18 protein-coding genes are annotated in these 16,652 nt (G+C 40.1%); 12 read left to right on the forward strand and 6 right to left on the reverse strand.

Translation table 11 applies throughout. The features are described from left to right. Positions 1–166 precede the first annotated feature (166 nt). Genes AAEZ18_RS00005 through AAEZ18_RS00020 form a run of 4 tightly spaced genes read left to right on the forward strand, consistent with a single transcriptional unit; the run spans position 167 to position 4,450 of the window. Entirely contained in the window at positions 167–730 is a 564-nt protein-coding gene (locus tag AAEZ18_RS00005) for a UPF0149 family protein (protein ID WP_011327261.1), read from the forward strand. Between the two features lie 28 nt (positions 731–758). Then, positions 759–2,081, forward strand: coding sequence for a Xaa-Pro aminopeptidase (pepP, locus tag AAEZ18_RS00010; RefSeq protein ID WP_309216850.1), 1,323 nt, complete (start codon positions 759–761; stop codon positions 2,079–2,081). Between the two features lie 15 nt (positions 2,082–2,096). Beyond that, positions 2,097–3,287, forward strand: a complete 1,191-nt coding sequence (gene ubiH / locus AAEZ18_RS00015; RefSeq protein ID WP_309216851.1) for a 2-octaprenyl-6-methoxyphenyl hydroxylase — start codon at positions 2,097–2,099, stop codon at positions 3,285–3,287. Further along, positions 3,284–4,450, forward strand: coding sequence for an FAD-dependent oxidoreductase (locus tag AAEZ18_RS00020; protein ID WP_309216853.1), 1,167 nt, complete (start codon positions 3,284–3,286; stop codon positions 4,448–4,450). The genes ubiH and AAEZ18_RS00020 overlap by 4 nt, the downstream gene beginning before the upstream one ends. A 105-nt stretch (positions 4,451–4,555) precedes the next feature. On the opposite strand, the gene AAEZ18_RS00025 is transcribed toward AAEZ18_RS00020, so the two are convergent. Further along, positions 4,556–5,566: an AraC family transcriptional regulator gene (locus tag AAEZ18_RS00025; RefSeq protein ID WP_089367787.1), complete on the reverse strand. Its 1,011-nt coding sequence runs from the start codon at positions 5,564–5,566 to the stop codon at positions 4,556–4,558. A 96-nt stretch (positions 5,567–5,662) separates the two neighbouring features. Between AAEZ18_RS00025 and AAEZ18_RS00030 the strand changes: the two genes are divergently transcribed. Further along, positions 5,663–6,106 carry an SRPBCC family protein gene (locus AAEZ18_RS00030; RefSeq protein ID WP_089368931.1) on the forward strand — a complete coding sequence of 148 codons (444 nt, stop codon included), beginning with the start codon at positions 5,663–5,665 and terminating at the stop codon, positions 6,104–6,106. Further along, on the forward strand, positions 6,103–6,915 hold the full coding sequence (locus AAEZ18_RS00035) for a sterol desaturase family protein (RefSeq protein ID WP_086997331.1): 813 nt from the start codon (positions 6,103–6,105) through the stop codon (positions 6,913–6,915). Before AAEZ18_RS00030 ends, AAEZ18_RS00035 begins: the two co-directional genes overlap by 4 nt. 4 nt (positions 6,916–6,919) lie before the next feature. Here the strand turns inward: AAEZ18_RS00035 and AAEZ18_RS00040 are convergent, their stop codons facing one another. Together AAEZ18_RS00040 and AAEZ18_RS00045 are read right to left on the reverse strand one after the other, a co-directional pair. Beyond that, positions 6,920–7,315, reverse strand: a complete 396-nt coding sequence (locus AAEZ18_RS00040) for a hypothetical protein (protein ID WP_011327268.1) — start codon at positions 7,313–7,315, stop codon at positions 6,920–6,922. Then, complete coding sequence (locus AAEZ18_RS00045; RefSeq protein ID WP_176359692.1) at positions 7,315–7,680, reverse strand: hypothetical protein; 366 nt, start codon at positions 7,678–7,680, stop codon at positions 7,315–7,317. Before AAEZ18_RS00045 ends, AAEZ18_RS00040 begins: the two co-directional genes overlap by 1 nt. A gap of 259 nt (positions 7,681–7,939) precedes the next feature. Here AAEZ18_RS00045 and AAEZ18_RS00050 point away from each other — a divergent pair, with 259 nt between their 5' ends. After that, positions 7,940–8,359: a VOC family protein gene (locus AAEZ18_RS00050; protein ID WP_011327270.1), complete on the forward strand. Its 420-nt coding sequence runs from the start codon at positions 7,940–7,942 to the stop codon at positions 8,357–8,359. 325 nt (positions 8,360–8,684) lie between these two features. On the opposite strand, the gene AAEZ18_RS00055 is transcribed toward AAEZ18_RS00050, so the two are convergent. Next, entirely contained in the window at positions 8,685–9,788 is a 1,104-nt protein-coding gene (locus AAEZ18_RS00055; protein WP_208834652.1) for a polysaccharide lyase family 7 protein, read from the reverse strand. Between the two features lie 311 nt (positions 9,789–10,099). Between AAEZ18_RS00055 and AAEZ18_RS00060 the strand changes: the two genes are divergently transcribed. Further along, entirely contained in the window at positions 10,100–10,900 is an 801-nt protein-coding gene (locus AAEZ18_RS00060) for a hypothetical protein (protein WP_050754469.1), read from the forward strand. 8 nt (positions 10,901–10,908) lie between these two features. On the opposite strand, the gene AAEZ18_RS00065 is transcribed toward AAEZ18_RS00060, so the two are convergent. Next, positions 10,909–11,793 (reverse strand): AraC family transcriptional regulator, encoded by an 885-nt coding sequence (locus AAEZ18_RS00065; RefSeq protein WP_041454651.1) that lies wholly within the window; start codon positions 11,791–11,793, stop codon positions 10,909–10,911. Positions 11,794–11,977: 184 nt separating this feature from the next. Between AAEZ18_RS00065 and AAEZ18_RS00070 the strand changes: the two genes are divergently transcribed. Beyond that, the gene (locus tag AAEZ18_RS00070; RefSeq protein WP_350593954.1) at positions 11,978–13,123 is read left to right on the forward strand and encodes an iron-containing alcohol dehydrogenase; all 1,146 of its coding nucleotides are present in this window, start codon (positions 11,978–11,980) and stop codon (positions 13,121–13,123) included. 59 nt (positions 13,124–13,182) lie between these two features. Here the strand turns inward: AAEZ18_RS00070 and AAEZ18_RS00075 are convergent, their stop codons facing one another. Further along, a complete protein-coding gene (locus AAEZ18_RS00075; protein ID WP_024605794.1) occupies positions 13,183–13,569 on the reverse strand; it encodes a Cd(II)/Pb(II)-responsive transcriptional regulator in 387 nt (128 codons plus the stop codon). A gap of 97 nt (positions 13,570–13,666) precedes the next feature. Between AAEZ18_RS00075 and AAEZ18_RS00080 the strand changes: the two genes are divergently transcribed. The 3 genes from AAEZ18_RS00080 to AAEZ18_RS00090 all read left to right on the forward strand — a co-directional run bounded on the left by AAEZ18_RS00080 (position 13,667) and on the right by AAEZ18_RS00090 (position 16,647). Continuing rightward, positions 13,667–13,987, forward strand: coding sequence for a hypothetical protein (locus AAEZ18_RS00080; RefSeq protein WP_350593952.1), 321 nt, complete (start codon positions 13,667–13,669; stop codon positions 13,985–13,987). Positions 13,988–14,152: 165 nt separating this feature from the next. Next, a complete protein-coding gene (locus tag AAEZ18_RS00085) occupies positions 14,153–15,418 on the forward strand; it encodes a TolC family protein (protein WP_024605792.1) in 1,266 nt (421 codons plus the stop codon). Beyond that, positions 15,415–16,647 (forward strand): efflux RND transporter periplasmic adaptor subunit, encoded by a 1,233-nt coding sequence (locus AAEZ18_RS00090; protein ID WP_024605791.1) that lies wholly within the window; start codon positions 15,415–15,417, stop codon positions 16,645–16,647. Before AAEZ18_RS00085 ends, AAEZ18_RS00090 begins: the two co-directional genes overlap by 4 nt. The last annotated feature ends 5 nt before the right edge of the window (positions 16,648–16,652 follow it).

A 16,652-nucleotide genomic window follows, 5' to 3' on the forward strand; every position in this document is an offset into this window, starting at 1 on the left:
ATGCGACCAAGTAATTATTATGCCTTGATCTGATCACTACTTGCTCTATAAGTTCAATTTATAATGATCTTGCCGTGCCCCTTAAGCGGTTTGATTATAGAATTTATTGGAGTTGCTTTTTATCGAGTGGTAGCATTGCCTTAACTAGCAAAATGAAGATATAACAATGAGCGATTTACCAGATTACGAAGAAGCCCAATTATTATTAGAAAAAAACGAAATATTTGTATCACCGGCCGAAGCGCACGGTGTAATTAGTGGTTTATTAGCTTGTGGGTTAACGATTGACGACAAAGAATACCTAGGGCTGTTAAGCGATGTGTTTAACGATGGTGATTCGTTTAGTAATAATTTAAAACAGTTTTTTGGCAGCATTTATAAGCAGGTCGTTGCTAGTTTTAATGATGAAGAGTTTGCGTTTGATTTGTTTTTACCCAGCGACGATGAAACACTTATAGATCAGGCTAATGGTTTGGTTTCTTGGGTTGCAGGTTTTATGCTTGGCTTTGGTTTAAAGCAAAAAGATTACGGTAAATTATCAGCCGATGTAAAAGAAGTTATTACCGATTTTAGCGAAATTACTCGCCTTGATACTACCTTTGAAGAAACAGAAGAAGACAGCCAAGCACTACATGAAGTGATTGAGTATGTGCGTGTGTCGGCATTACTTTGCTTTGCAGAGTTAGGTAAAGATCAAAGCACTGCTAGCACTAAAAAAACACTTCATTAATAGTTTAAGTTAAACGGGTTTGTTGCACATGGTTGAAATACAAAAGTCAGAGTTTAAAGCACGTCGTGAGCGTCTGCTTGCAAAAATGGATAGTAACAGTGTGGCAATTATACCTGCGGCGAGCGAAGTTACGCGCAGCCGCGACACTCACTATGCATTTAGGCAAGACAGTGACTTTTTTTACTTAACTGGTTTTAATGAGCCCGATGCCGTACTTGTACTTGCTCCAAATAGCGATACCCCCAGTACATTATTTTGCCTTAATAAAGATAAACTAGCCGAAGTATGGCATGGCCGTAGAATAGGCTTTGAAAAAGCAAAAAACGAATATTTGTTTGATGCAACCCATGGATTAAGTGAGTTGAGTGAACAGTTATTTAATTTGCTCAATGGCAAAGCGGTTTTATATTATGCGCAAGGTGCATATTCGGCTTTTGATGGGCGTGTTTTCTCTTTGCTTAATACTCTGCGCAGCGCCCCTAAAAAAGGTGACACAGCGCCAAGTACCATTAAAGATATTCGTTTGTTAATTCACGAAATGCGTTTATTTAAATCACCAAGTGAAATAAACATTATGCGCGCAGGCTGCGAAATTAGCGCGCAAGGCCATGTTAGAGCAATGTGTTTTGCCCATAGCGGTGCAACCGAGTATCAATTAGAAGCAGAGCTACATCATCATTATGCAATGCATGGTGCGCGGCACCCAGCGTATGGCACTATTGTAGGCAGTGGCGACAATGCTAATATTTTACATTACACCCAAAACAGCGACGCCCTTAAAAGTGGCGATCTAGTGTTAATAGATTCAGGTTGCGAGCTACAAGGCTACGCTGCTGATATTACACGTACATTTCCAGTGAATGGTAAATTTAGCCCCGAGCAAGCCGCGTTATATAATATTGTTCTTAAAGCGCAAGAAGTGGCGTTTGCAGAAATTAAACCCGGCGGTTATATGTCGCATGCTAATGCTTTAGCAATGGCAGTTATGACCCAAGGTCTACTAGATTTGGGTATTTTAACCGGCGACTTTGACGAGCTAATGGCAAAAGGTGCGTGTAAAGAATATTACATGCATGGTTTGGGGCATTGGTTAGGCCTAGACGTACATGATGTAGGCGACTACAAGCAAAACAATAGCGAACGCGCATTTGCTGCGGGCATGGTTTTAACCATTGAGCCTGGGCTTTATATCAGCGAAGATTCAAATGCACCGCAAAAATACCGAGGTATTGGTATTCGCATTGAAGATAACTTATTAGTAACCCCAAGTGGTTATGAAAACCTCACCCTAAGTGCGCCAAAAACCATAAGCGATATAGAAGCACTTATGCAAAGCAATAAAAGCGCATAAGACTAGGAGAAAAAAGTGCCTAAGCAGTTTGATGTTGTTGTTATTGGTGGCGGTTTAGCCGGTGCTAGCTGTGCGTTAAGTGTGGCTAAAATAAATCCCGCGCTTAGTATTGCTGTTGTTGAGGCTAATGAAGTAAGTAATGACTATCACCCAAGCTTTGATGATAGAAGCATAGCACTTGCTCAGCAGTCGGTAGAGTACTTGCAAGGCTTAAATTTATTTGCGTTAAATTCACCGTACGCTACAGCAATTAAAAAAGTAAGTGTGTCTGATCGTCACCATTTTGGTAAAGCAGATATTAACTGTGAAGAGTTTGCTAAAGATGCCCTTGGTTATGTGGTTGAAGTAAACCCGTTTGGCCGCTCGTTACATCAATTATTAAACGCTCAAATAAATATCAGTTTATATTGCCCTGATAGCGTAAGTGCCATTGAGCAGCAATTACATAATAATATAGTTACTTTGCAAAGTGGCGAGCAAATAGCCGCCAAGCTGTTAGTTATTGCCGACGGTGCACAGTCGCCAACTCGCAGCTTATTTGAACTTAAGTTTAACACTCAAGCTTATGAGCAAGGGGCTATTATTGCCAATATAGAAGTAGCTGGTGGGCATAATAACCATGCTTTTGAGCGATTTACGCAACATGGCCCCATGGCGCTATTACCTATGAGCAACAACCGCTATTCACTGGTGTGGTGTATGCAGCAACAGCACGTTGAGCAGCACATGGCACAAAGTGAAGACGACTTTATAAGCGCACTACAAAGTGCCTTTGGTTATCGCGGTGGTCAATTTACTAAAGTGGGTATGCGTGCTAATTACCCCTTAGTGTATGGGCAAGTAGAATCGCTTATTGCGCACCGCACGGTAGTAATAGGTAATGCTGCGCATGCAATTCATCCCATTGCAGGGCAAGGGTTTAATTTAGGCCTGCGAGATGTACAAGTACTTAGTAACTTAATTGCCCAGAGCCCAAATGACTTAGGCAGTTATGCATTTACTCGCGAGTATGCACAGCAGCGCAGCGCTGATATAAATAACGTGATGACCCTAACAGATGGTTTAGTAAGGCTTTTTTCAAATTCATCACGCATACTGGCACTTGGCCGTAGTATTGGGTTGTTTTCGATGGATTTATTCCCCTCTTTAAAAGCGCCATTGGCTAAGCAGTTAATGGGGCAAGTTAAACAAGGTCAAGGTTTATGAAACAAGTACAGGTATGTATTGTAGGTGGTGGCAGCGTAGGGCTTACCTTAGCGCTTGGGTTGGCAAAAGCAGGTATAAGCGTAGTCGTGCTTGACGCTGCGCCAAAGCAAACACCGCCAACAGACGAGTATGGCATGCGCGTAAGTGCGCTGAGTATTGCGAGTCAAACCTTGCTTGAACAATTAAACGTATGGCCACACATAGTTGCTTTGCGTGCTAGTGCCTATACCCATATGGATGTGCGCGATGCAGACAGCTTTGGCAAAATAGCTTTTAATAGTGAGCAACTAGAGCTTGATCATTTAGGTCATATAGTTGAAAACGATATTATTTGCTACGCGCTTGTAAAGGAGCTAGAGCAGCAGCCAAATGCTACGCTGATGTTCGACACTTGTTATCAGCAAATACACCAAAGCGAATCGGATGTATTTGTTACTTTAAAAAGTGGTGAGCCAATCATTGCAAAGCTGCTGGTGGCCGCCGATGGTGCAAATTCGGCAATTCGAAAGCAGTTTAATATGGCGCTGAGCTTTAAAGACTACGACCACCATGCATTGGTGGCTACAGTTAAAACCCAAGAGCCACACGCCAATACCGCACGCCAAGTGTTTTTACCAAGCGGGCCATTAGCATTTTTACCGTTGAGCGATGCCAACACCCATTCAATTGTGTGGTCTACAAACCCAACGCATTGTGAAGAGCTATTAGCAATGGACGACAACCAGTTTAACAAAGCCATTATGGCGGCAATAGATGGCCAATGTGGTTTGTGTGAAGTGCAAAGTGTACGCGCTGCATTTCCACTTAAAATGCGTTATGCCCAGCAATGGGTTGCAGGTAAAGTCGTATTAATTGGCGATGCTGCACATACGATTCATCCGCTTGCAGGCTTGGGGATGAACCTAGGCCTAAAAGATGCCGCTTATTTAATTGAGTTACTAACAAGTGATAATAAAGAATTTGCCAGCACGCGTACTTTACGTGATTACGAGCGCACCCGTAAACTCGATGCGCAAAAACACATTGCCATGATGTACTCTTTAAAAGAGTTATTTGCCGGTGCTAACCCAATTAAAAAACTAATTCGTGGAGTTGGGCTTTCAATGGTTGATAACTTAGGCCCAATAAAGCATTTGTTTGCTAAAGAAGCGATAGGAAAGTAAGCGTATTATTAAGCGCACGAGTAAGCGAATAAAAAGCCGTGGTTAAATTTAACCGCGGCTTTTTATTACCTATGTTGAATTAAAGAGTTAAGTAACGTTTGATTTTTAGCCAATGTTTTTAGGTAGTGTTTTTAGATATTGCAGTGGAGTGCAGTTATACCAGCGTTTAAAAGCACGATTAAATGAACTTTGGTCGTTAAAGCCAAGTTTAATTGCTATGTTACTTAATGGCTCTTTGCCAATGCACAGTATTACGCGCCTTTTACGCTCTTGCTCAAGTAAGTCGGCAAACGATATTTGTTCGCGCTTTAAATGGCGTTGCAAGGTGCGCGGGGTCATGTTTAGCGCGCCTGCTGTGCGTATTAAACTGCAGTCGATTAAGTCATTTTTAGCTATAAATAACTGGCTAATTTTTTCGGTTAGTAGCTGCTGGCTTTTAAAGCGTGAAAGTTGCTGCTCAGAAACCTGTTTAAGCACTAAATTAATTTGCGTATTGTCGGTTTTAAATGGCAGTGCTAAATAACTGCTCGGAAATACCACTTGGTTATACTGTGCGTTAGTTTTAACGGGGCAGTTAAACCAGTGTGTGAGTACTGTTTTTTCATTGCTGGTAGAAGCTTGGGTAAAATAAATAGTACTGGGCGATAGCTGTGGATTTAATAGTTGTCGAATAACACTTACCCAAGCGGTCATATTACGTAAAATAACCTGTGGGCTACAGTTAGTATTAGGTAGCCAACGAATAATTGCCAACTCACCTTGCTGTTCAAACTCTGCTCTACCAATATCTGCAACTAAACTGTCGTAGTTAAGCAGTGCGGTAATAGCGCTGGCTAAGTTATTACTCGATTCAATTAAGTAACCCAATATGCCAAAGTCGGCAGTTCGAATTTGCTGACCAAGCTTAAAGCCAAACAAAGGCTCGTTTAGAGTTTGCTGAGCATAATTTAGCAGTGCGTTGTAACAGTTTAAGCTAATGCGTGGCGCGAGTTGCTGAGCTTGCTTATTACTGTATTCATTAAAGTTAATAGCCGACAAAACAGCTTGGCTATTAAGTCCAAGTGTTTCAAGGTAATCAATACAGCTTGAAAAATAATGATCGGCAAGTGTGCTCATTTGTCGCCTAAAGCTAAAAAATGGTCGTGTAACAGCAAGTTTGCCACGAAAAAATTTTATATGGTAGGGCATTATGAAAATACTTATTATATAAAAATGATACAAATAACCTTAAAACAAAAGATTGCAGCAACGCCTCTACAAGTCAGAGACGCTTTGCTTGATCATGCGCAATTAGAACGTTTTTTTAATGCTAAATTTGTCCTGTTAAAAAAGCAAAATGAAGGCGAAATTATTGGCGGTAAAGGTGCTATTAGGCAAGTTATAATGGCAGGAGTTCGCTTTGAAGAGCGTATAATTAGCGCCGATAGCAATCATATTAGTTATCAAATAATAGGTAATAAACCAGTTGCAGAGCATCGTGGCGATATTTATTTTTGCGTTAGTGACAATGCCCCAACAAGCACCGAAGTTACCTATAACATACGCTGTAAAACACCTTGGTGGCTGCCAAGCCTAGTGATTAAATTTTTTATTAAAAAAGATATAGCACAAGCGCTTAATAAACTAAAAGCCAACTTTAAGGGCAACATATCATGAGCATAGAAATAATTTTACTTGCCCTTAGTCCTGTATTTATTATTTTTGTAAGTTATGAATTTATTAAATATCGGCGTTATTACGACATAAAAGACAGCTTGGCGAATACAGCACTGGCGCTTATGCACCAAGGCGCCGATGCAATTGCTTTAATTGTGCTAATGCCATTTTTTTATTGGCTGCATCAATATAGGTTATTTGATATTGAACTGTCGGTGCTGACGATATTTGGCGCATTTTTACTACAAGACTTTTTGTATTATTGGTTTCATAAAGCGTCGCACCATATTCATTGGTTATGGGCTGCCCATGTGGTGCATCACAGTTCAACTAAAATGAACTTTTCAACCGCATTTAGGCAAAGCTTAATGTATCCGCTTGCGGGTATGTGGTTATTTTGGTTGCCAATGATATTAATCGGCTTTGATCCGCTGAGTGTATTTACCGTAGTGGCGCTTAATTTGGCCTATCAGTTTTTTGTGCATACCCAAACGGTAAGTACACTAGGCTGGTTTGAAAAGGTATTTAACACCCCATCGCATCATCGAGTACATCATGCTATTAACCCCGGCTACTTAGATAAAAATTTTGCCGGTGTACTCATTATTTGGGATAAGTTATTTGGCACTTACGCCGAGGAAAAAGCCGATAAACCGTGTAAGTACGGTATTGTTGGGCAGTTAAATAGTAACAACCCACTGACCATAACTTTTCATCAATGGGCTTATTTAGTAAAAAGTGCATTTAAAGCAAAAGGGGTAACGGCAAAGCTAAAAGTGATATTTGGTTACCCTACAAGTTCCAATTAACTGCTTATTTAACACGTCGAAAGGAAATGTTTTTACTGCGTGGTGCACCTAATATAATGAATAAGTGACAAATACATACCGACAAAAATGCACTCACACCTAAAGCACCGCCGTAGCCGTCGAGTATGGGTACTAAGTACTCAAATAATAACGAAAATATAACAGCGGAGCTGGCAAGCGTATATATGCCAAAGCGGTGTGGGGCGCTCATACCAATAAAAGTACCACCAAAAAACACAACGCTGTATAACTCAGGATCAAGGTTAAGCCAGTAAAAAATTAAGTAAGTAACTATAGATAAGGCCGCAGAAGCTCTAATACCATCAAAACGACTATGCTTGGCTAAATAAAATGTTAAAAAAGCGCCTATCAAAGCTAATATAGAATATTCAATACTCATTACACTAAGCCTTTAGCTAAAGAATACAAAGCAACACTTGCAAAGGCTACGCTGCCTAATCGGCCACCAAAACCAGCAAATGCATTTAAGGTAAGGGTGTATAGCGTTGCGCCAATAATTGAGATTATTGCCACTTCCCAGTAGCTAGTAATTAAGCTAGTTGAGCACATACCGGCAAAGCTACCTGCATATATGGCCGCATAAGGGTGGTTTTGATAAAGCTTAGGAAAAGGAATAAACGAGCCAACTAGCCCGGTTAATGCTGCAGATATAACAAGCGGTAATGCAAAGGTTGTATGCATTACAAAGCACGACATACAGCCGGCAAAAAATGTGATGGACTTTAATAATAAAAATTTAATCATAGCGCGCAAATTAGTACCTTATAGCGTGCGTATAATAAAGTAACACTTTTATGTTTGATAGCTCAAAGCTAGAATTTTATAGCATAACTAATAATAGCTAATTGCCAAAAATAGTAGGTGTCAGAATTTAATCATTTTATTAGCCTAATAGTTGTAAGGGCTGTAAATGCTAAAATATACTCGTTAATGTTCTATAAATTACAAAGCATGTATAATGCTGACTGTTTAATTTATTAAAAGCTATTATCAAGGGTAATTTATGTCTAACTGTTTACATCTGGCTATTCCGGCTGGTGATTTAAATATAGCTAAAACTTTTTATTGCGATGTACTTGGCTGTAAAACCGGAAATAGCGAGCAAGGACGCTGGATAGATATTGATTTTTGGGGTAACGAGTTAACACTGCACCAAAGTGTTGAGCGCCTACCTACAGTTCGCCATGATGTTGATATGGGCGCAGTTGCCGTACCACATTTTGGCATTCATTTATCTGAAAACGAATTTAATGCGTTAAAACAACGTATTGAAAGCGCGGGCTTGGAGTATTTAGATAAGCCATATCGCCGTTTTATAGGAGATGAGTTTGAACAAGAAACATTTTTTATAGAAGATCCTAACGGTAACGTACTCGAAATGAAAACCATGGTTAACCCCGAGGTTTTATTTAAGAAAAGTTAGGGTCTGTTGACCTTTACAGTTAAATTTGTTCAAACTAGGGGCGATTTAATCACGGCGCGAGATTTGTAACCTAGTGGGCTAAGTAAAAACTGAGCAACAAAGAGTCAATCGCCCCTAGGCAGAACCCTTCGGGCAGCGCATGTTTGGCATTAATGCTACGTTATCGCCTATTTATGGGGAATAACCACACCACATAGGCTCTGCCTTGCCTAAATACCAAACATACTGCTGCAAATTCAACCTTGAAAGATCAACAGACCCTTATCCCGCTTGTTTACTTTATTTAATAAGGCAAACAAGCGGGGCAGTAATAATTTAGTTACCTTTATTGTGGGCTAGCGGGGCTTAATACAAGTTTACTAAAGCTCACTTGTGCATAGTCACCGTTTTGTTTATCTGTAGCCCAGTCGCCCGTACCTAAACAGCCCGGATACCAAATGCCTTTAGCATTTTTGGTACTACATTGGTTATACGCGCCTGCTTTAAAGTAGTGCCAATCAGCCGCATACCCATGTGGGTGATCTTTTTCGTCTACGTTGCCATACGCATCTACGTTATTACCTAAGTTAATAGAGTAGCTAACATCGTTTTTGCCTGCTGTGCTAAATGTTAGGTGCATCACATTTTTATACACATTTACTGTGTAACTAAACTCTTCACCTAACGCGATACCAGCATTGCCTGGCTCGTTAGGGTTTTCCCATGTGTTACCCCAAACAGGATAAGCTATATCAGTACGGTTAGGATCTGTTTTTGGTAGGTTACGCTCGTAGTTCCAAAAAACCGATCCCGTTTTATGTCCAGGCCACTTTTTATAATATATTTTTAGTGGCTCGTTACCCCAGCCATAGCCAAGCTTAGTGTCAATAAGCGCCTGATCTTTACCTGCGTGAATTTGCCCCACAACAACAGAGTAGGCCGCATTTTTACTTGGATCAGTAGCACGTAATGCAACATGATCTACTTTTAGCGTTGCTTCCATTTTGCCACCAATAGAGCCAAATCGATCCGATAGTGGGTGTACAGCAAGAGCAAAATTGTTTTTAGGACTTTTGGTTTTTATTTTTGTATTTGCTCCGCGGAGCATTTGCCTAAATTCACTGCGTGTATTGGTAGAATTGGCACTGGTGAGTGCTTTGTTTGGCGAGGTGAATACCATGTAACCTTTATCATCCAGATAGAAAAAATCAGGATGTGAGTAAGTCTGAATTTCTTTAACATCTATTTCATCAATTTTACCGTCGTTATCTAAATCAACCGGTACATTAATTTTCCACTGAGATAAATCAAATTTAGAGGCGGGTACTAATGGGTTAGCTTGTTGCTCAGTGCTTTTTGGTTGTTGGCTAACACAACCAATAACCAAAGAGGTAGTGAGGGCAATTAAAGCGCCGGGCTTAATAAGATGTGTAATGTTATTTTTATTCATTAGTACCTCAGTATAAAGTTAAATATTTACATTGTTGCACATGACTGTAACGTATTTAAAATCAACTTAACATACCAAAGTGCAATTATTATATTACCAATTACTGCAACCTTTGTTTTTTAGCTGCTTAATTGTAATGCCAATTCATTCTCAATTGAGTAAATAATTTTAAGTTATTAAAAAGTAGCTATAAATTAGTCATAAAAAGATAAATACGCCTGATGAGATGATTTAAATTCAACTCAATATTGATTGACTGTATTAACTAAGTGAGTAGAATTTGCGCCATTACTCATCTTTTATTATTAGTCATGTTAGTTAAATTAATGGTTGCCCCGCTATTACTGCTCTTTATTTCTTACGCGCAAAAAAAGTTTGGTAGTTTTATAAGCGGTATTATTCCTGGCCTGCCAATCACCTCTGGGCCTATTTCATATTTTATTGCTATAGAGCAAGGAAAACTGTTTGCAGCTAACTCAGCGGTGGGCGCTTTATATGGCATGAGTGGTATTGGTTTATTTTGCTTTGTGTATATGGCGGTTTCGTATAAGTGTGGCTTAGCAAAGTCGTTGTTAATAGCGCTGAGTGTGTGGTGTTTATTTAGCATACTGACATTATTTTTACCGGTTAATATTTTTGTAGCGTGCTTGTTCTCTATTAGTACTTTATTGGCTTTAACTTTTGCTACTACAAAATTAAAAGTAGCGATAGATGCAAAGCCTTTAAATTCAAAATGGGAGCTGCCAATAAAAATAGTGTTAGTAACTAGTTTTATTATGTTGGTTACCTTTATTTCTGAGCATATTGGCTCGGCATGGAGTGGGTTGCTTTCTACTTTTCCGGTTATTTTAGCGGTAATGGGCAGCATAGCGTATATCAGTGATAAAAAAGACTCAGCGTTTAAAATACTAAACGGCGGTATTATTGGCTCATTAGGTGGGTGTATATTTTTTGCCGCCATTGCATTGCTATTAAAATACGATATTTTAATTTGGCAAGTTTATACAGTGGCAACTATTAGCTCGGTGTTGTTTACGCTTATTTTTAGCCATTTTATAAACCGTAAATACGTTAATCCGGTTGCTTTTAATACCGCTAAAACGCAGCTTTAGCGGTTTGCTTAGAGTAACATTTCTTTTGGTGTTTTATTAAAGTGGCGTTTAAATTCTCGGCTAAATTGCGATGGGCTGGTATAGCCTACTTTTAATGCGGCTTCGTTGGCTTTGCTGCCACTGGCGGTTATAAGTGCTTTTGCTTTGGCTAAACGCAGCTTTTTTAAATATTGTAACGGCGACTCAAAAGTCACTTGTTTAAAGGCGCGATGAAACGACGAAATGCTCATATTTACGTCCTCTGCTAACCCTTCTACTGTGATGGGGTTGGCATAATTACTATGCATAATAGACAGTGTGCGCGCTATACGTGCATAGTGGCCGTCGTGCATAGCAAGGCCAAACAAGGTATGTCCTTGGGGGCCGCAAAGTACACGGTATACTAATTCTTTTACTATATCTTCGCCAAATACTTGTGCTTCAAGTGGGTTATTTAACACGGTTAATAAACGCTTAGTTACCAGCTCCATCGCGTTATCGAGTTTAGCCGATTGCACGCCACTCATTTGCCCGCATGTTGGTGGCAGAGCAAATTGTTTATGCTCAGTCATTTGGTTAACGAGTTTGTGCAATAACGCAGGGTTAATATCAACAGCAATCCCAAGCACTGGTAAGTCGCCATCAGTAAAGGCTTCGCACTCTAGCGGTACAGGAACGCCCAATACTAAATAATCCCCCGCACCATATTGTATTTTATGATCTGTAAAATGAATTACTTTATGCCCTTGCCCGACCACAATAATCCCAGAGTTATAAATAAGCGGCTGTCGCGGCGAGCTTTTACTGGCGCGATGAAAATAAACCCCAGTAATAATGGTTTCCATCGTGCCTTCAAAACTGAGTAACTGATTTTGTTCTGCGTACTGCTGCAACATATTGGCAATGGTGGACATAAAAGCATCTTTACATGGCTGACTTTTACGTAAAATAACAATGTTGATAGTTTTAGGCAAGCTTTTGCGCGTTATTGGGCTTTTTTTATGTTTGTTTTGCCAGTAATATGCACTCATTGAAAATTTACTTAGTTAGTAACTAAGTAAGTTGAACCATATTTAATCGTCACCCTAGGATAAAATAATGAAATTTAGCTACGTAAATCCAACACTAATTCAATTTGGCCAACAACAAATAGCCTCACTAACTGATTTGATCGCAAAAGATCAAAAAGTACTAGTTGTGTACGGCGGCGGATCAATTAAAAAGAACGGCGTATACGACCAAGTTGCAGCAGCACTTGAAGGTTTTGATTGGGTAGAGTTTTCGGGCGTTGGCGCTAACCCAACAATTGAAGTACTAGATCAAGCAGTAAAAATCTGTAAAGAACAAGACATCGACTTTGTACTAGGTGTTGGCGGCGGCTCAGTAATTGACGGCGTTAAATACATTGCAGCTTCAGCAGTATACGATGGCGAAGGTTGGGATATTCCTACTGGTAAGCATAAAGTAACTAGCGCATTACCAATTGGTGCAGTACTTACATTACCAGCTACTGGCTCAGAGTCTAACCAAGGCTCAGTAGTAAGCAAAGCTGCTACAAAACAAAAACTCCCGTTTATGTCACCAGCAGTACAACCTAAATTTGCGATTATGGACCCTGATGTAATGAAAACATTACCACAGCGTCAACTTGTAAATGGTTTAGTAGACGCATGGGTGCATACCTGTGAGCAGTACTTAACGTTCCCTGAAGGTGCATTAGTACAAGATGGTTACGCTGAAGCATTGCTTAAAGCACTTAAAGTACTTGGCGATAACTTTGAAAACCAAGATGACGCATGGCGTGCAAATCTTATGTGGTCAGCGAATCAAGCATTAAACGGTTTGATTGGTTCTGGCGTATCGCAAGATTGGGCAACCCACATGATTGGTCACGAGCTTACAGCTGCATACGGTGTTGACCATGCGCGTTCGCTTGCAATAGTTCAGCCTTCTTTACTACGCAATCAATTTGCAGTTAAAAAAGCAAAACTTGAGCAAATGGGTAAAAACGTATTTGGCCTTGCACAATCAGACGATTTAGCAGAGCTAACGATTCAAGCAATTGAAGCGTTTTACCATAGCCTTGATGTAGCTACGCAGCTTACTGAACATGGTGAAGATAAAGCAGCAGCCATTGACAATATTATTGGCAAGCTTGAAGTGCATGGCATGCTTGCCCTTGGTGAAAACCAAGCAATCACGCTAATACAAAGTCGTGAAATTTTAGAAAAAGCAGTCGCTTAATTTAAAGTGCTATTAATAAAAACCGCTAGCCTTGCAGGTTAGCGGTTTTTTTATATATATTAACTATTTAATTCTTTTATTATTTGGCAGTCGTTTATAGTATTTGCGGTGCAGTTAGTTAATAAGCTGGCTAACGATACCTCGAGCTTTTTAAGTTCTTTTTGTGCCGCTCGTACTTTAATTAATTGGTTTTCGATAATATCGTCAACCTCAACACACGATTTATCGCCGTATGATTGCGCAACAAGTAGAGTTTTAATATCGTCTATTGGAATTTGTAAATCGCGACAGCGTCGAATAAAAATAAGACGCTCTGTATCAGCTTGGGTGTAGGTTCTGTATCCATTGCTAGCACGTTTTGGGGCTGGAATAAGGTTTATTTGTTCGTAATAGCGAATTGTTTTTGCGTTAAGATTAACTAAATTCGAGAGTTGTTTAATTTGCATATTGACCTTCCAGTAACTAGAAGGTTTATTATGAAGTTTGTTCCCGTTATACTCAAGCTTTAAAGAGATGTAACTTTTTGAATTTAATAGGTAGGCAATGTATTCAAAGCGTTTTTTAATAGTGATACTTTTAGTACTTGTACACAGCTTTATTAGCTGTGATGGTGCTGCGTATCATTTACAAGAAGACGTGGATCACATAACCAGCGCGCAGTTACAAAGTAATATAACTGCCGATGGTAGCCAAAATGAGGCTCAAGCCTCTGCCGAAATTCATGCCCACCAACATTGTCATAGTGGCTATTACAGTACAGTAAATCATTCAATCAGCCCTGAGCAGAGTAACCCCGCGTTACCTGTACGCTATTGTGGATTAATTTATCCACCTATGTCGCGCCCTCCAATTTATCTTAGCTAGTTTTAATTTACCTTAATAAAATATGGTGCATTTTACTGCCTGCGTTTAGACGCTATTTAGGCTTTGTTATATGCATATTTAGGTTGCTTACAAATTTATATTACGCTTTTTAATTTTAAATTATTTTGTAAGTTAACCCTGTTTGTTAAACAACGGACAAGCTATATGAATAAAAAACCCATTATGCTGGTGGCACTACTTTGCGTGCTGCCGGTATTTAATGCGCTGGCTAAAGTTAGTGCGAGTGAAAACATACTCACGCTTAAGCAAGCATTGAGTAATACCGAACAACAAAATCCGATATTAAAACGCTACCCTTATCATCAAAAAATATTGAGCGCACTTAAATCTCAAGCCACACTTTCACCAAACCCTGTGCTTAGTGTTGCAGTTGAAAATGTGTTAGGCACCAATGATGCGCGTGGCGTAAAAGGCGCTGAAATAACGCTCGGGCTTAGCCAACTTATTGAGTTGGGCGATAAACGCCAAAGTCGAGTAGGTTTTGCTACTGCAAATATTAAAGCGCAGGCTATACAGTATCAAAATACTCGTTTAGCGTTATTAGCTACTACCGCAGAGCGTTATTATAGCGCACTTAAATTTCAAACCTTATTGGCATTAAATGGTGAGCGAAAAAGCGTTGTAACACAGGCGCTCAAAACAATTGAGCAAAGAGCGAATGCTGGAGCTGTATCGCAAGCCGATGTAAGTCGTATGCGTTATGCACTTAGCCAAGTAGAGCTTGAGCAGGTAAAGCTAACAAGTGAGTTTGAGCGCGCGCGTTTATTACTTAGTGAACTTTGGGTTGATGAGCAAAGTAGTGCACTTTTAGCGGGCAATATTAACGTCATCACACCACTTAAATCACAGCAAGCGCTTTTAGATGCGGTAAATTTAGCACCTGAATTTGCCTTACTACAGCAGCAATATATACAGCAAACGGCTAACTTAGCGCTGCAAAAAGCCAATGGGCAAAGTGATATAAATGTTGGTGGTGGTGTGCGCTATAACCAACAAAGTGATTCGAGTTCTTTGTTGTTTTCGTTTTCTATGCCACTGCAAATCAGTAATGCTAATAGCGGTAATATTGCTGCAGCAGCAAGTGAACTTGCGCTTTTAAACCAGCAGCAAGGGCAGTTGCGAGTTCAGTTACGCCAGCAAGTACGTACTCTGTATGCTTATTATCAAGGGGTAGCAAATCAAGCTACGTTATTAAATAAGCAAATAATTCCTCAGACACAAACATTGATTGAGCAAAGCTTAAACAGCTATAAAGGCGGGCAAATTTCGGTGTTGCAGCTGCTCGATGCCCAACAAGCACACTTTGACTCTAAACGTGCACTCATTGCAACCCACGCAGAGCTGTACCAAGTGCTACTTACCCTTGAGCGTTTAACTGGCCAATCTTTAATTGAGACTTACCAATCATGAATAAAAATATAATTGCATTATTAGTATCACTTTCACTTGCTGGCAGCGTGTTAAGCACCAGTGTACTTGCATCAGCAGAGCATGGAGAAACTGAGCAACAAGAGCAAAAGCAAGGTCCACACGGTGGTTTTTTATTAACTGATCCTAAGTTAAACCTTGAGCTTAAATTACAAGAGTTTGCCGGTAATGTTGAGCTGCGTATATACGGTTACAAGCAAAGTAAGCCAATTGATATAAACGATTTAAATATAACAATGAGTTTAAAACGATTAGTTGAAGCCCCGCAAAATATACAGTTCACAACTGAGGGCGACTACCTCGTAAGTACGCAATCAATTAACGAACCGCATTCATTTGTACTTGCCGTTACTGCTAATTATAAAGGCGAGAGTATTAGCTACGACTACGAGCAACACGAAGGACGAACCACGCTAACAGAGCGAGCTATTGAGCGCGCAGGCATTAAAACCGAGCTTGCACAAAGTGGTGAAGTTGATATTACCGATACGCTTTTTGGCGTTATTGCACCAACGCAGCACGGCACAGTAGAAGTAATGGCGCCATATACAGGATTGATCAGCGATATTTTTGTAAGTATTGGGCAAAGTGTTAAAAAAGGCGAGGCGCTTGTAAGTATCACTAACCGCGAAACACTGCAAAACTACACCATTAAAAGCTCAATTAGCGGCGTTGTAACCGAGCAATATTTAAAGCGTGGTGAGCTTGCAAACACCAGCGCACTTATGCAAGTAGCTAACCTTGATAAAGTATGGGTTGAGCTGTCGGCTTTTCCTGAAAACATTGAAAAGCTAGCCATAGGGCAAAGCGCTAAAGTGTACGACTTACATCACCATTTAAACACACAAGGCAAAGTGTTTTTTATAGCACCAATGATGACCGGTGGACACATAGCGCGAGCACGTATAGAGCTTAATAACCCAGACGGGCATTGGCGCCCAGGCATGCACGTAAACAGCGATGTAAGTGTGGCTAAAATAAATGCCAGTGTGCGTGTAAAACCACAAGCTATTCAAGAGTTTAACGGCAAGCCAAGTGTGTTTGTTCGCAAAAGTAATATGTTTGAAGTGCGCCCCGTTACCTTAGGTGCAAAAAATAGCGAATGGGTAGAAGTACTTACAGGTTTAAGCCCCGGTAGCGAATACGTAACAGACAATAGTTATGTAATTAAAGCCGATATTTTAAAAAGCGGCGCAAGCCACGCTCACTAGGAGGC

This window comes from Pseudoalteromonas sp. 19-MNA-CIBAN-0066 (assembly GCF_040308705.1).
Taxonomy (GTDB): domain Bacteria; phylum Pseudomonadota; class Gammaproteobacteria; order Enterobacterales; family Alteromonadaceae; genus Pseudoalteromonas; species Pseudoalteromonas nigrifaciens.